Genomic DNA, 15,110 nt, shown 5'->3' with positions numbered 1-15,110 from the left:
TTTCCAGGTTCGCCCGCGGTGGTAACCGGAAGGCAAGACAGATGAACAAAGCGTCATGTCGGGGACGGCCTTCCCAGGATCGCGGACACCAATTCTGAGGGGCAAGACGATGAAGACACCTGAGCGCCATACTGATACGCCAGCCGATCTTTCAGGGGCAGATCGCGATCGCCACAAGCGCTCGTGGATCGAACGCAACCTGCGCAAACTGTCCGGGCGCGGCATTGCGGGCGGATTGGTGTCGACCTTGCTGGCCCTTCCGGCTTTTGCGCAGGCGACGGTTGAGGAACTCTATGCTTTCCAATTCGCGGAAACGATCCCGGGTGTGAAATCAGCCAAGCTGATGGACAATAGGGATGTCCTTCTGAAAATGCTCGATGGGCGCACCATGGTTGTTGCGGCTGAACATGTTCAGGTCCTTGAGAGCGGTTCGATCATGATCGCCGAGGCGATGGTTTCGCAGATCGTCGAATTCAGCGCTGTTGCCGAGGCCGGAGCCGCCTCAGCGGCAGGTGGTCTGGGCGGCATGGGTGCTGCGGCGGCGGGTCTTGGTCTCGCCGGTGCTGCGGCAGCAGGTGGTGGTGGCGGAGGCGGCGGGGACGATCCAGCCCCTGCGCCAAACTTTCAGACGCTGAATTTGGCAGAGCTGCAGGCCACCTCCCTCAACAACACTCTGACCAACGCAACTGCGCCGGATGATGCGACCTCGGTCGAGGTTACGATCGGCTCCGTGACCAAGACCGTGACACCGGATTCCGAAGGGAACTGGACCGTCACCCTCACAGCGCCCGAGGCGAGCGCCCTGGCCCAAGGCCAGTCCACGGTGACCGTTCGTATGCTTGATACCTTGGGGGACGAGATCTCCGTTTCGACGGCAACCGTGGTCGTAGACACCATCCCACCAACACTCAGCATTGACAGTTTCTCGGATGGGGCCGTCATGAACGCCGCCGAGCAGGGAACTGATCTTGTCGTAAGTGGCACAACGGGCGCGGAAAACGGGCAGTCGGTGAGCGTTACTCTAAATGGCCAGACTTATACCGGCACGGTGTCCAACGGCCAATGGTCGGCAACCGTTCCAGCCGCCGATCTGGCAGCCCTGTCGGATGGGGCAACCATCAGCGTGACAGCGGATGTTTCGGATCGCGCTGGCAACCCGGCCGTTCAAGCCAGTAACAGTTTTGATACCGACTTCACGGCTCCAACCCTCACGCTCGATCCGGTTGGCGGAGGGTCTATCGACCTTATTGATGTAACCGGCGATCTGACCGTGACCGGGGCGACCTCGGCTGAGGACAACCAAACTGTAACGCTTGTATTGGACGGGCAGTCCTTTACCGGCACGACACTGGGCGGCAGTTGGTCGGTGACTATTCCCAACGCGGATCTTGCCGGGTTGACGACGGGCACCCCGGCAGAGATCAGTGTTTCGCTCGCAGATGCAGCTGGCAACCCGGCGACCACCGTGACGGCCACGGTGCCCGTCGACCTCTCTGGTCCATCCATTGCCATTTCGCCCTTGTCCGTAGGTGATATCCTGAACGCCGCCGAGACCGGTTCAGATTTGACCATTTCAGGCACAACCGGAAATGTTGGCGACAACCAACAGGTTTCCGTCACGCTGAACGGCCAGACCTATACGGACCTCGTCTCGGGTGGCTCTTGGAGCGTTACCGTCCCGACCGCCGATCTAGCATCTCTGTCCGATGGCGGCGATTTTACGATAACAGCCAATGTGTCTGACGCGGACGGGCTGGCAGCGCCTCAAGCAACGGCGCAATTGGCCAAGGATGTTAGCGCTCCGACAGTCACCATCGACAGTTTCTCGGACGGGGCCGTCATGAATGCGGCAGAGCGCGGAACCGATCTGACCATTTCGGGTTCCACCACAGCTGAAGACGATCAAACCGTGACCGTTGGCATGAATGGGCTAACCTACACCGCGGAGGCCGCGGGCGGGTCGTGGACCGTTACCGTGCCAGCCGCTGATCTGGCACTCTTGGCAGACGGAACAACAATTGCGGTAACAGCAGATGTCTCGGACATCGCCGAAAACCCGGCCGTTCAGGCGACAGGCAGCTTCGATACTGATTTCACTGATCCTACCATCGCGATCACGGGTGTTTCGGACGGCTCGATCATGAACGCCACCGAGCGGGCAACAGATCTGACCATTTCGGGCACAAGCGATGCAGGCGTTGGGGCTGTCGTGTCTATCACGATCGCCCGCGCCGACGGCACGGTTGACATCAGCGAGACGACAACCGTCACTGTTGGCAATTGGACATTGGTGACAAATGCGTCCGATCTTTTGGGGCTTCAGGATCAGGAAAGCTATACCATCACCGCGACCGTGGCTGATGCAGCTGGAAATACGTCCCAGACCACAATGGGCTTCATAACTGATTTTGCGGCACCCAGCATTACCCTCGATCCACTGTCCATCGGATCAGTCCTGGATGTCGTGGAACGTGGGCAGGACCTGACGGTTTCAGGCACAACAACGGCCGACAACGGAGACACTGTAACCATCAACTTGGACGGCGAGACCTATACAGCCACCGCAATGAACGGAAGTTGGAGTGCGGATATTCCAACCGGCGATCTCGCGGCCTTGGCAGACAGCACTAGCTTCCAGATCTCGGCATCGGTTGAAGACGCTGCAGGCAATACCTCCAACGCGGCAACAGGTTACTTCTCAACCGATTTCCGACCAACCTTGAACCTCGATTCGATTGGAACCAATGGGGCGATCTCTCTTGCTAATGCGCAAAGTTCCGGGATTACAGTCAGCGGTTCTTCGGTCGGTCTCGCCGCTGGGCAGGCGGTGGATATCCTGTTGGGCAGTACATCCGTTGGCACCGCAACCGTCGCAGCAAATGGAACATGGTCTGCGCCTATCGCAGCCTCCGCTTTTGCCGGCACGACGGCCGGGACGGATCTGAGTTTCTCGGCAGAAGCAACAGTATCCGGAGGGCCTGATCCCCTTCCGGTGAGTGCTGACGCCACAGCTCATACGCCCGCAGCCTATGTCATCTCGGAAGTCGGCAGAAGCGGCTCAACCGTCCAGTTCGCGGTTTATTCGGAAGCCGACCGTGATCTGTCGAGCGGGTTATTTGTAGACATGCGTTTAGAGTTCGACTCCGCTCAGGTCACCTTTGACAGCGGCTCCATCATATTCAACGGGCAATTGCCTCTTGCCGTGAACGCAGCCAACCCCAGTTTCGTCAATTTCGCCGGAGCCACACTCAGTTTCTCCGACATTTCGGCCCCTCTCGTGCAGTTTTCCGTCGACATTCAGGACATCAATCAACCCTTTGAGCTGAAGATCGTCACGCCAAACGGAGGCGACTCTGTCTACCAATCAGGGACGACCACTGACGATGTCATAGGTGCAAGCAATGTGGACACGATCATCAGGGGGGGTGATGGCGACGATACGATTGACCTGACAGAGGCAGGCCGAGACATCGTTGTGTTCGAAGCAGACCCTGCAATCAATGGCACGGATATTATTACGGGGTTCAGCACCGGAACTGCAACGGAAGTCGCAGATACCCTGACGTTCAGGGGCCTCGACGTCGCCACGTTGCGAGGCACGGGAACGGACGTGGAGTTCCTGAGTCAAGGCGGCAATCTGGGAATAGATACAGGCTTCGTCGGCTTTACGACCATCCTCAGCGACCTCACGGTCAGCACCATTGAATTGTCATTGGAGAGCCTGGTCGGAGCGCAGGCCGGAGACGAGATCTATGCCCTGACAACCGATGGAACCGACGCCAAGCTCGTCAAAGCCAGCTTCTCTGCATCAGACGACGTCACTGTTGATACGCTCGCCGTGTTCGATGGTCTGAATGATCTGAACAACCTGAGTGCAGACAATATCCTGCATACCGATCCCACAGGTGCCACCGCCTAGTCCTTTTCTAGGATTGGCCGAGAGCTTGGAAGGCAGCCATGTCAAAAACCCACCTCAAACCCCTCTCATTCCAGAGGTATGGTCACAAGTTCTGGAAACGCTTCACCTCATTCGATCATACAAGGTACGTGACCGAATGTTCAGTTGTTGCGGCAGAAGTTTTCCCCGTAGCGGCTGCTTTCCCGCTTGTGTTCCGCAAAACGGAGAGCGGGGTAGAGCCGGTCGCAGTGTTTTCCCTGACAGAAGAGGCTGAAAACTCATTTGTGTCTGAAACAGGCATATGGTTGGCGCCCTACTTGCCCTCTGCGATGAGGTGCCCGCCTTTCGATGCCGAACCAATGCCAAGAGGTGGGCAGGTCAAGGACGCTCAATTCCAATTGCTCATCGACGAATCCCTTGGCTTGATCAGTGATGACCCCAGAGATGAGGCGTTCTACCGTGAAACAGGAGCGCTTTCTTCCAATCTTGAAGCCGTAAAGAGGTTCTTCCAAGGTCGAATGTCGTCAGCACAAACCACAAAGGCCATTTGTGATGTGCTTGCGGATATGAACTTGTTGGCCCCACTCACCCAACATGAGGGTTGCTCTTTACCAAAGGGCTGTTGGGGTATCTCGCCCGATGGGTTGAACAGTTTGACCAATAGGCAACTGGCCACACTGACAACTTGTGGCGCTCTGCAGCTAGTCCACGCGCATCAGGTCTCACTGTCTCACATAGCTTGGTTGGCCCAAGCACAATCACGAATGACACAAAATCCGAGCTCGGTGGATCTTTCGCGGAAGACGAATGTCGACGGCTTCTTGTCTGCATTGGCCGATGCGCAAACGAACGAAACCTCTTGGGGCCCGAATTCGGAGCTAAACGCTTATGCCCAATGACCCCTGGTTGCCATGCAGCGGGCCAAAACCGAAAACAGGTTCGATCAGCGGACGCACTCCATTCCTTCGCTGCCCTAACTTGCCGAAGAGGAACTTAGACATGACGCGGCACGAATCCCAACCGGACACATCTCGTTTAACAGAACTAGAAAAGTGTATGCTGCATGTGGGTGAGACACTTGAACGTCCAATAACAAAAGCATCTCTCTTTGCCGCGCAGTCAAATTTGGAAAATGGCCTCTCGATAAGTGATGCACTGGCGCTTGCACGCCAAAGCGGTCTTCAGGCAGGGTATGGCACGCGCTTGCTGAGCAAATTGGATGACGACTTGTCACCAGCCATACTGTTGTTGGAGGGGGGACGATCCGTTGTCTATCATGGGCGCAGCGACGACGGCATGCTTTTGGTATACGACCCTTGCATTGGGCCGGGAACCGGAACAATTCCACAGAAACAGTTGGAAAAAGCGTATACCGGCTACGCAATTCTATTTCGCCGAGACCATCAAGATATCTTGAAGAATAGCGAGGCCCAAAGGTCTGGACATTGGTTCTGGTCAGCTTTGGCGGCCAGTCGATGGTCCTATTTCCAGGTCATTCTCGCGGCAGCGCTCGCCAATCTTCTAGGGCTCTCAACTTCTATCTTCATCATGGTCGTCTATGACCGAGTTCTTCCCAACGAAGCAACGGAGTCTCTGATTGCACTGACCATAGGCGTGGGCCTCGCCCTTGGCTTCGATTTCCTACTTAAGATTCTAAGAGCTGGATTCATTGATCATGCCGGCCAAAAGGCTGATCGGCTGATGGGACGGCGCATCTTTGACAAGTTACTCGATATCCAAATGAAATCTCGTATCGGATCAACTGGCGCGATGGCAAATACAGTTCGCGAGTTCGAAACTCTGCGCGAATTTTTCACGTCCGCAACATTGGTTGCGATCGTCGATCTACCATTCATCGCTCTGTTTGTCTTCGTGATCTACTTGGTTGGTGGATCATTGGCCATCGTTCCTGCGATGGCAGTACCCATTGTTCTGCTGACCGGCTTGCTCGCCCAACCTATACTATCGCGGTTGGCCGAGCGGCAATTCAAGGATGGTCAATCCAAACAATCTGTTCTTGTTGAGGCCGTCTCTGGCCTCGAAACCATAAAAACCACCTCTGCGGATCGTCAGATGCGTACCCGTTGGGAAAGCGCGATAGAACGACAATCGAACCACGGACTTCGCAGTCGCGCGATAACACAATTCGCCCTGAACCTGACCGGCCTCACGCAACAGGCGGCGCAGGTGCTGATCGTTTTCTATGGCGTTTTCTTGGTCACGGAAGGACAAACCAGCATGGGCGCCCTGATCGCCGCCGTCATGTTGACGGGTCGCGCCTTGGCACCCTTGGGGCAATTGGCGCAAACTTTAACGCGATACAATCAAGCACGCAGCGCTTTTCGAAACCTCAACCAGATTATGCGGGCAGACAGTGAGCGACCGGAAGGCAGAACCTGGATCGGCCGTTCACACTTCAAGGGCGCGATTTCGTTTAGCAACGTCCATTTCGCATACCCGGATCAATCCGAAGACACGTTGAAAGGTGTCTCCTTTACTATCAACCCTGGTGAGAAAGTCGCAATTCTTGGCCAAATTGGCTCGGGCAAAAGCACAATCGCGCGACTGTTGCTGGGCCTCTATGCGCCTCGGGTCGGGTCGATCATGCTGGATGGGTTGGACATTCGGCAAATTGACCCAGGAGATCTACGACGAGGTGTCGGCTCTGTTCTGCAGGATGTTTGGCTGTTTTCCGGCTCGATCCGCGAAAACATCGCCAGTGGCACCATGAGGCCGAATGACGAAGAAGTGATTGAAGCCGGGCAAATTGCCGGAGTTGAGGATTTTGTAGCGCGTCATCCAGCAGGTTATGATCAACAGCTTGCGGAAAGGGGAGAAGGGCTTTCAGGTGGACAAAGACAAGCGATTGCCTTGGCGCGGGCCTTGATCGGCAAGCCATCGGTTCTGCTGCTGGATGAGCCGACAAGCGCCATGGATGTTCAAACCGAAGCGCGCGTTCTGTCCCGCCTCAAGCAGGCGACTCCGGACACGACGATGGTGATCGTCACGCACCGTCCTAGCCTCTTGGAGCTGGTGGACCGCGTTATTGTCATTGACGACGGCCAAATCGCGAAAGACGGGCCAAAAAGCCTTCTGTCACAACATGCACGCCAAAACAGGAGGCACCTGAATGTCGCAGCATCATGATCTTGCCTCATTGGCACGCGCGACTCGCGGAACTTCACCTTTGCGAAACTCTCTTCTGCTTGTGGCAATTCTCGCATGCCTCCTCACGGCCGGGCTTTGGGCGTATCTGACCGAGTTGGACGACGTAACCCGCGTGGATGGCCGGATCGTGCCATCTGGAGACATCCAGATCATCGAAGCAACAGAGCCAGGCGTTTTGAAGGTATTGCACGTGCGGGAAGGCCAAGTGGTTCAAGCCGGGACCTTGTTGATGGAATTCGACACGACCCAAATCGACAGTCAGTTGAATCAGGAACAACAACGTGCTTTTGGCCTGATGGCTCGGATCCAGCGGCTTCACTCCGAGATCGAGGGCCGGGAGCTTCAGTTTGACGCTGCGCTCGTCACAGGCGCCCCGGATGTCGTTCAATCAGAAACGGCTTTGTACCAAGGCAGGCAAGTCGAATTGCAGGCTGAAGTTGATATCTTGCTGCGACAACAACAACAACGCCATAGGGAATACGAAGAAGGATTGGTAGATCAGGTCACCGCGAAAGAGACACTGAATGTTCTGGCTGAGGAACGAGCAATAATGGCACCTCTGGTCGCCAGCAAAATGGAACCCGCGACCACGCTTTTGGCGCTTAGGCGCAGTGAGGCAGAATGGAAAGGTCGCCGGGTCAGAGCCGAAGCTGCGACCAGTCGACTAAAAACCGGTCTGGAAGAGATTGATGACCGAATCCGAGCGGCGCGCAGCAGATTTCGGAGCAATGCTCTGACCGACCTCGCCGTCGCAACCGCTGAACTGTCCGCCCTAGAACCAATGCTGCCAGCTTTGCAGGATCGAGCGTCCCGCGCAAACGTTCAATCTCCGGCGCGCGGCATCGTAAACCGCATCCACCGTACCACGATCGGCGGTCTTGCGCGCACCGGAGAGGAGTTGGTCGAGATCGTTCCACTGGATGACAGTTTACTGGTCGAAGCCTATGTTCGCCCGCAAGATATCGCGTTTCTTCATGCTGGACAGCCCGTGAAAGTCAAAATCACCGCCTATGATTTCGCCCGCTACGGCGGACTGGATGGGGAAATTGTTCGAATTGGCGCAGATACCATCACCCGGTCCGAGCACAACGACGAAGAGGTCTTTGTCATCGAGATCCGGACCAATGGCACAATGCTCGACGCCTCGGGGGCCGCTGTTGAAATCATTCCTGGCATGATTGCCGAGGTCGATATTTTGGCTGGGCGCAAAACCGTTCTGGACTATTTGATCCAACCGGTCGTGAAAATTAAGGACCAAGCGCTGCGGGAATAGCGCAGCCTCAATCACAGCACCACACTCAACTTATTGACGTAGCGTGAAATCCTGTTGTTATAACGAGCTAGGCTTCTTGAATTGCTGGTCAAACAGCCGGCGGAACGCGCCGTTTTCTTCCAACAACACATTCAAGGTCCCTTGCTCGACGATTTGACCATCCTGAACGACCATGATGTTGTCCGCTTCCAGAACGGTCGATAGTCGGTGAGCGATTACGATTGTCGTGACCCCTTCCGTCAGCTTGTCCAATGCCTCTTTAACCAGAGTTTCGGATTCTGCGTCAAGCGCACTTGTGGCTTCATCCAGCAGAAGGATTTCCGCTTTGCGCAAAATTGCGCGGGCAATTGCGATCCGCTGTTTCTGACCTCCGGACAGGAAAGCTCCGTTTTCCCCAACCTGAGTGTCATAGCCCTCTGGCAACTGAGAGATGAAGTCATGCGCATGCGCAGCGCGTGCAGCTGCAAAAATTTCTTCATCGGTCGCGTCCGGCGCGACATAGCGCAAATTGTCCATCACGGTGGTCGAAAACAGGAACGTGTCCTGCCCGACATAGGATATCTTCCGGCGCAGCGATGCAAAACTGACTTCGGTGAGATCCTGACCGTCAATCTCTACATAGCCCTGATTGGGATCATAAAACCGCATTATCAGGCCGAAAATCGTGGATTTTCCTCCGCCGGATTGGCCCACGAGCGCCGTGGTTTTTCCTGCTTCGAAAGTGACATCCATGTCTTTGATAACGGGCAGTGTCCCCTGATACCCGAAGGTCACATCACGCAAGCGGATTTCGCCTGGACCTTTAACCATCTCTTTGGGTTCTGAATGTTCCTGCATCGAATCCTGTTCATCCAGAAGCTCGAACATCATACCAATTGGCACCATGCAGGTCTCGATCGAAACCCGCATTTTCGACAAGCGTTTGGCGGGTTCATATGCCATCAGTAGGGCCGTGATGAACGACATCAGTTGACCCGCCGTCGGAGGCTCAGATCCTCCGATCCCCAAAGTGCTGATAACCAGAACACCGGCAACGGCCAGACCTGCCAGAAACTCCATCAACGGGCTGGCGATGGCCTGCAAAGAGGCGATGTCGTTCGAACGTTTCTCGACGCGTTTGATCGCAATGTTCATCCGATCGGTCATGCGGCCTTCAAGGCTGAACACCTTAATGACTTTGATCCCGTTCGATGTTTCCTGCAGGACCTGGATGATCTCGGAAAGGTATTTCAACTCGGCCTGCATTATTCGCCGTACGTTCTTCAACAGATAGCGCACGCTTATCAAAGCAACCGGACCAACGACAAAAAACAGCACGGAAAGTAGCGGTTGCTGATAGATCATGACAATAATAAGACCCACAAGCGTTAGCGCGTCGCGCACGAAACTGGTTACGATGATATTTACCAGGTTCCGGGCGGCCCCCGCCCCTGCGGTGACCCTCATCAACAGGTTGGACGATTCAATCTCGGCAAAATACCCAATACCGCGCTGCAGTAGTCGATTGTACAGCCGCTCTTGTTGGACCGCGATAATTCGGTTCCCCGCGCGCGCCAAAAAAATCGACTGAATATAGGAAGCGAATGCCTTAGCGCCGAACAGCCCGACGACAACAAGCGCGATCCAATGTGCCTGCGACCTCATTTCGGGGGTGGTCATGGCATCGACGATGTTTTCCATCATCCAAGCCGTACCGGCGGTCGTGGCGGCAACGACTACCATCGCACCCATCGCGATGCCGTACATCCACCCTTGTTTGCGCAGGCTTTCCACGACAAGCCTACCGATATAGCCCGATCGCCATTTTGCCCAGGCCTTGCCGATCATTTCACACTCCAGATCGTCGGTGTCGCCGCCCTTATCGGGCAACCGCACGGTTAAACAGCGGTGTCTTATACCTCTGCCCCTCGGTCGTCGAGGTCGCTTTAGTTAATCAGGACAAGCCCGAGTTTCCAGCCCACCCGTGCAGATATCCTTGAAGCAGGGTCAAATGCGCGCACCGGGACCTTCAGTGCCAGACCACATCGCCCAGGAAAATATAACCTGCGCCATAGATCGTTTTGATCAATCGAGGGTTTTTGGGGTCTTCACCCAACTTGGTTCTGAGACGGGAAATACGCACATCCATTGCACGATCAAAGCTCTCACCAGCCGCGCCTCCCAGCGTTTCCTGCATCTGGGCGCGGCTAATCAGACGTTTGGGACTTTCGAGAAACAGACGCAATACTTCACCTTCTGCATGGCTGAACGCGGTTTCTGTGCCTTTTTGATCCTCAAGAACATAGCGGTCAAAATGCGCGACCCAACCGTTGAAACTGGCCGTCTCCGAGTGCGCCACCTGCCCCTTCGGCGCCCGCAAACGCGCCCGCACACGGGCAACGACCTCGGCGGGGTCGAACGGTTTGGTGATATAGTCGTCGGCCCCGAGCTCTAGCCCGGTGACCCGATCCTGCACCTGCGCGCGGCCTGAAATGATGATGACGGCAGCGCCCTGTTCCAAGGCAAGGCGATGCACCAGCGCCAATCCATCCGTATCCGGCAGGGACAGATCAACCAGACATACATCGGGCGTAACACGGTTCAACGCGGCCTCGAATTCTCGGGCACGTGAAAAGCTCTGGGTTCGAAAACCTGCGTCTTGCAGGGTCTCCGTCAGAATATGGCGAATCTCGGGTTCATCATCGAGAATGGTCACCAACGGTTGAGTCATCACGCAGCCTCGGTTCGGATCAAAGCCGAAAGTTGTTTGGGAGTGAACGGTTTGTGCAAGACGGGCACCCGACCGATTGCGCGCTTCAACACAGGATCAGTCGATGGCAACGACGTCATCAAGATACATGGCAGCCGGGGTTTGAGACGCTCCATCAGGTCCAGCCCGGTTGCCTCCCCTTCCAACCGGATATCGGACAGGACCAGAACAATGTCATCCAGTTCGCTCACCAGCGTCAATGCCTCGTCGACCGAGGTTGCCTCGATGACCGAAAACCCAAAGTCGATCAGCATGTCGCGGAACTGGAGGCGCAAGTCCTGATTGTCTTCGACCAGAAGAACCATTCCGCCGCGCATGGGGGGCGCAGGGCGGTACGGAAGCCGCAATACAACCGACGCCCCCGAGGGCGTGTTCTTCAGGCTCAGGTCCCCTCCGGCTAGTTTCACCGTGTCATAGACCATTGGCAAGCCAAGACCGGACCCGTCGCTGCCCTTGGTGGTAAAAAATGGATTGAGGGCTTTGTCCAGCGCTTCGGGCGAGAACCCCGGCCCGGTATCAGAGACCGTAATCTCAACCCAAATCGCGCCAATCGCATGGGCGCTGATGGTGATCTGACCGTTGTTGCCGCAAGCATCGCGGGCATTCAGGACCAAATTCAGCAAGGCATCCTGCACCATCCCCGGGTCCAGCATAAGGGCCTGATCGGGCAGCGTGTTGACCACCGAAAGCCCCACCCCACGCGGTAGAGAAGGTGAGGCGAGAATGCGCAAATCCTCAAGCAATTGAAGCATATCCGTCGCTTTGGGCTGAGGCATCCGGTTCCCCGTCATATCCGCGATCCGGTTCAAAAGCTGCCCACCGCGCTGCGCGGTCTGGCGGGTCGCCGCGATCAGTTCATGCGCTTCATCGGGCAGATTCATCTTATCCAACCGCCCCTGCATCCCTAGGATGATGGTCAGCAAGTTCGAAAAATCATGCGCCAGCCCGCTGGTCATCTGCGCGGCCATCTCGCGGCGGCGCGTTTGTTGCAACGCAACGCGGGTTTGGGTTTCCTCGGTGATGTCTACGGACATAATGTAAACGCCACCTTCCCCATCAGGGGTAAAGGACACGCGAATGCGGCGGGAATCCTGCTCTTCCGTGAACTCAAAAACGGAGGTTTCGCCGCCATAGGCTTTTGACAGATGCGGCTCGACCCTCGAAAAGGCGTGTCGGCCAAGCGCGTCGGAGATATGCAGCCCCAGAATATCAGATGGGCGACCCGGCAACACCGAGCTGAGCCGCCGGTTTGAGTAATCGTAGCGCCCATCGACATCGAGATGCGCGATATGGGCGGGCATCATCTCGGTCGTCATGCGCGTGCGGGCTTCGATCTCGGTCAGTTCGCGCTTGGCCTCCTCCAACGCGGCGATGGTGGCGGCAAGCTTACGGTTGGTGGCCGAAAGTTCCTCGGTATGGCTGAGCAGTTGGTCCGAAAGCTCCTCGGATCGGGCGCGTAGCAGGTTTTCAGCGCGTTTCGTGCCTGTGATATCGGTGTACACAGCAACCCAACCACCTTGCGGCAGAGGCGATCCCTCAACAGCGACAACCTGCCCGTTTGGGCGGACACGCTCCATATAGTGCGGCTCAAACGCCATGGCTTGTTCGACGCGCTGCTGCACCATTTCATCCACATCGCCCTCGGCCCCGTATTCTCCGCGGGTGACCAAGAAGTGAATCGTGTCACGAAACAACGCGCCGGGTTGCACAAGGTCGTCGGGAAGACCGAACATCTCTTGAAAGCGTCGATTGCTTAGAACAAGACGCAGCTTGTTGTCATAGATCGACAGTGCCTGACCGATCAAATTCAGCCCGGCAGTCGTCATCGCTTTGATGCGCTTTTCGCTAACGGTCAAGATCGCCCTCCCTGCGGCCCATCCGTAGCATCAGATTTGGACTTGGTGTAGAGGCGAACGCCCAGCTGGTTGATTTGTCTCACAATCGGCAAGCAGTTCCGCACCAAACAATCGTGGCGTGCAAGCTGCACGTGTCGCAGCCTCGCAATCCCAGATTTGTAAATCCGCCGACAAAGGTATACAACCATTGCAGATTCAGGCTTTTTTGCATCACATACAGATATGAGCAGCCCAACCATTTCTGCCGAACGCGAAAGCGATGGCACTCAGATCCGTATTGCAGGCGAAATGCTGACGCAATTGCTTGCTCCGGTCGAGGGGCCTTTTGCAGGCATTCAGCCAGAGGGCGGGCATGTTACGCTGGATCTATCGGATGTGGAAGCATTGGATACAAGCGGCGCGTGGCTGGTTGCGGATCTTGCCAAGCGGTTCACGACGGCTGGCGCGCAACTGGAATTCCGAGGTGTTCAACCGGCCCATGCCGCACTGATCGAGACCGTTTCGCAGAACATCCCAGACCATCCCGGAAAACTGGCCCCGCCTCGCAATGCCGTGGATTGGGTCGCCAGCGTGGGTCAAAAAACAGTTGGCGCGTGGAAGGACACGCTCTCGATCCTTGGGTTCCTGGGTCTAACGCTGCATCGGCTTGGGCGCACACTGGTCATGCCCTGGCGTTTGCGCAGAGCTGCCCTGTTTACACATATGGAGGAAACCGGGTTCAAGGCTCTGCCCATCGTGGCATTGATGGGGTTTCTGATCGGCGTTGTTCTGGCCTTTCAGGGGGCCACGCAACTGAAACAATTCGGTGCCGAGATTTTTGTGGTCGAGCTGATCTCGATCTCGGTACTGCGAGAGCTTGGGATCCTTCTGACCGCTATTATTGTTGCCGGTCGGTCGGGGTCGGCGTTTACCGCGTCAATCGGGTCGATGAAGGTGCAGGAGGAAATAGACGCCATGCGCACTCTGGGCTTGGACCCAATCGAGGTGCTGGTGGTGCCGCGTGTTCTGGCCCTGTTGATCATGCTCCCGATCCTGGGCTTTGTTGCTGATCTGGCGGGCCTTTTCGGCGGCGGATTGATGAGTTGGATCGACCTCGGCATCAGCCCAGGCATGTTCGTTACCCGTTTGAACGAAAGCACCGATGTCTGGCAATTGGCGGTTGGGCTGATCAAAGCGCCCTTTTTCGCACTGGTCATCGGCGTGATCGCCTGCTGGCAGGCCATGCAAGTCAAAGGCTCGGCCCAGAGCGTAGGTCAGCGCACCACGGCCTCGGTCGTGCAGTCAATCTTCATGGTGATCGCCATCGACGCCCTGTTTTCGATTTTCTTCTCTGAGATTGGGATCTGACATGGACGGCACGGTGCAACATCAGACCACTCAGGCAGACGCGCAACGCGAGGCGGTGATCCGCGTGCGCGGGCTTCGCAATCAGTTCGGGCCGCAGGTTGTCCATGACAATCTGGATCTCGATGTCTGGCGGGGTGAGGTCTTGGGCATCGTTGGCGGCTCGGGTACCGGTAAATCGGTACTATTGCGCACGATTGTGGGGCTGAACACGCCAGCGGCAGGCAGCATCGAGGTACTAGGCGTAGATGTCCTGAATGGACCCGAGGAAGATCGCCGCCGTATAGAACGCCACTGGGGCGTGGCGTTTCAGGATGGTGCGCTGTTTTCCTCGCTCACCGTTTTGCAGAACGTTATGGCACCGCTGCGCGAACATACTGGCCTGAGCGAAAAACTGATGGAATCTCTGGGCGCATTGAAGATCAGCCTAGTGGGTCTGCCACAGCTGAGTTGCGGCAAGTTTCCATCCGAACTTTCGGGCGGGATGCGCAAACGGGCCGCGCTGGCTCGCGCCTTGGCCATGGACCCCGAGATCGTGTTTCTAGATGAGCCCACCGCTGGTTTGGACCCAATCGGTGCCGCCGCCTATGATGAGTTGATCCGAGAGTTGCAGCAGGCATTGGGCCTGACGGTTTTCATGGTCACCCATGATTTGGACAGTCTGTATGCGATCTGCGACCGCATCGCGGTACTTGCAGAAAAACGCGTACTGGTTGAAGGTCCGATAGAAGAGATGACCAAGGTCGACCATCCTTGGGTTCAGGAATACTTCACAGGCCCCCGCGCCCGCGCGGCGCAGCAGAAGGGGTAAGGCAGGTAAGG

The 15,110-nt window shown here is 56.4% G+C and carries 9 protein-coding genes; 6 read left to right on the top strand and 3 right to left on the bottom strand.

Annotated elements, in window-relative coordinates; translation table 11 throughout:
- Window positions 1-109 precede the first annotated feature (109 nt).
- From ACR0IP_RS13240 to ACR0IP_RS13225, 4 genes are all read left to right on the top strand, one after another.
- A complete protein-coding gene (locus ACR0IP_RS13240; RefSeq protein ID WP_480526016.1) occupies window positions 110-3,919 on the top strand; it encodes an Ig-like domain-containing protein in 3,810 nt (1,269 codons plus the stop codon).
- Between the two features lie 38 nt (window positions 3,920-3,957).
- On the top strand, window positions 3,958-4,797 hold the full coding sequence (locus ACR0IP_RS13235) for a SapC family protein (RefSeq protein ID WP_170689119.1): 840 nt from the start codon (window positions 3,958-3,960) through the stop codon (window positions 4,795-4,797).
- A 100-nt stretch (window positions 4,798-4,897) separates the two neighbouring features.
- The gene (locus ACR0IP_RS13230; RefSeq protein WP_480526014.1) at window positions 4,898-7,045 is read left to right on the top strand and encodes a type I secretion system permease/ATPase; all 2,148 of its coding nucleotides are present in this window, start codon (window positions 4,898-4,900) and stop codon (window positions 7,043-7,045) included.
- On the top strand, window positions 7,029-8,339 hold the full coding sequence (locus ACR0IP_RS13225; RefSeq protein WP_170378318.1) for an HlyD family type I secretion periplasmic adaptor subunit: 1,311 nt from the start codon (window positions 7,029-7,031) through the stop codon (window positions 8,337-8,339). Before ACR0IP_RS13230 ends, ACR0IP_RS13225 begins: the two co-directional genes overlap by 17 nt.
- 57 nt (window positions 8,340-8,396) lie before the next feature.
- On the opposite strand, the gene ACR0IP_RS13220 is transcribed toward ACR0IP_RS13225, so the two are convergent.
- The 3 genes from ACR0IP_RS13220 to ACR0IP_RS13210 form a co-directional block, all read right to left on the bottom strand.
- On the bottom strand, window positions 8,397-10,214 hold the full coding sequence (locus ACR0IP_RS13220; protein ID WP_480526012.1) for an ABC transporter ATP-binding protein: 1,818 nt from the start codon (window positions 10,212-10,214) through the stop codon (window positions 8,397-8,399).
- A gap of 133 nt (window positions 10,215-10,347) precedes the next feature.
- Window positions 10,348-11,049 (bottom strand): response regulator transcription factor, encoded by a 702-nt coding sequence (locus ACR0IP_RS13215; protein ID WP_170378320.1) that lies wholly within the window; start codon window positions 11,047-11,049, stop codon window positions 10,348-10,350.
- The gene (locus ACR0IP_RS13210) at window positions 11,049-12,914 is read right to left on the bottom strand and encodes a PAS-domain containing protein (RefSeq protein WP_480526122.1); all 1,866 of its coding nucleotides are present in this window, start codon (window positions 12,912-12,914) and stop codon (window positions 11,049-11,051) included. Before ACR0IP_RS13210 ends, ACR0IP_RS13215 begins: the two co-directional genes overlap by 1 nt.
- 252 nt (window positions 12,915-13,166) lie before the next feature.
- Between ACR0IP_RS13210 and ACR0IP_RS13205 the strand changes: the two genes are divergently transcribed.
- Window positions 13,167-14,291 carry an MlaE family lipid ABC transporter permease subunit gene (locus ACR0IP_RS13205; RefSeq protein WP_480526010.1) on the top strand — a complete coding sequence of 375 codons (1,125 nt, stop codon included), beginning with the start codon at window positions 13,167-13,169 and terminating at the stop codon, window positions 14,289-14,291.
- 1 nt (window position 14,292) lies between these two features.
- Window positions 14,293-15,099 carry an ABC transporter ATP-binding protein gene (locus ACR0IP_RS13200; protein ID WP_170639677.1) on the top strand — a complete coding sequence of 269 codons (807 nt, stop codon included), beginning with the start codon at window positions 14,293-14,295 and terminating at the stop codon, window positions 15,097-15,099.
- Window positions 15,100-15,110 lie beyond the last annotated feature (11 nt).

The sequence above is a fragment of the Ruegeria sp. AL11 genome, assembly GCF_056540865.1.
Note: the sequence above shows the minus strand (reverse complement) of the source record. Positions and strands in the feature narration are given on the sequence as shown.

Excerpts from the sequence above, each read along its gene's own strand:
- ACR0IP_RS13225 (WP_170378318.1), top strand. The coding sequence starts at position 7,029 with ATGTCGCAGCATCATGATCTTGCCTCATTGGCACGCGCGACTCGCGGA.
- ACR0IP_RS13200 (WP_170639677.1), top strand. The coding sequence starts at position 14,293 with ATGGACGGCACGGTGCAACATCAGACCACTCAGGCAGACGCGCAACGC.
- ACR0IP_RS13235 (WP_170689119.1), top strand. The coding sequence starts at position 3,958 with ATGTCAAAAACCCACCTCAAACCCCTCTCATTCCAGAGGTATGGTCAC.
- ACR0IP_RS13240 (WP_480526016.1), top strand. The coding sequence starts at position 110 with ATGAAGACACCTGAGCGCCATACTGATACGCCAGCCGATCTTTCAGGG.
- ACR0IP_RS13230 (WP_480526014.1), top strand. The coding sequence starts at position 4,898 with ATGACGCGGCACGAATCCCAACCGGACACATCTCGTTTAACAGAACTA.
- ACR0IP_RS13205 (WP_480526010.1), top strand. The coding sequence starts at position 13,167 with ATGAGCAGCCCAACCATTTCTGCCGAACGCGAAAGCGATGGCACTCAG.
- ACR0IP_RS13215 (WP_170378320.1), bottom strand. The coding sequence starts at position 11,049 with ATGACTCAACCGTTGGTGACCATTCTCGATGATGAACCCGAGATTCGC.
- ACR0IP_RS13210 (WP_480526122.1), bottom strand. The coding sequence starts at position 12,914 with ATGACGACTGCCGGGCTGAATTTGATCGGTCAGGCACTGTCGATCTAT.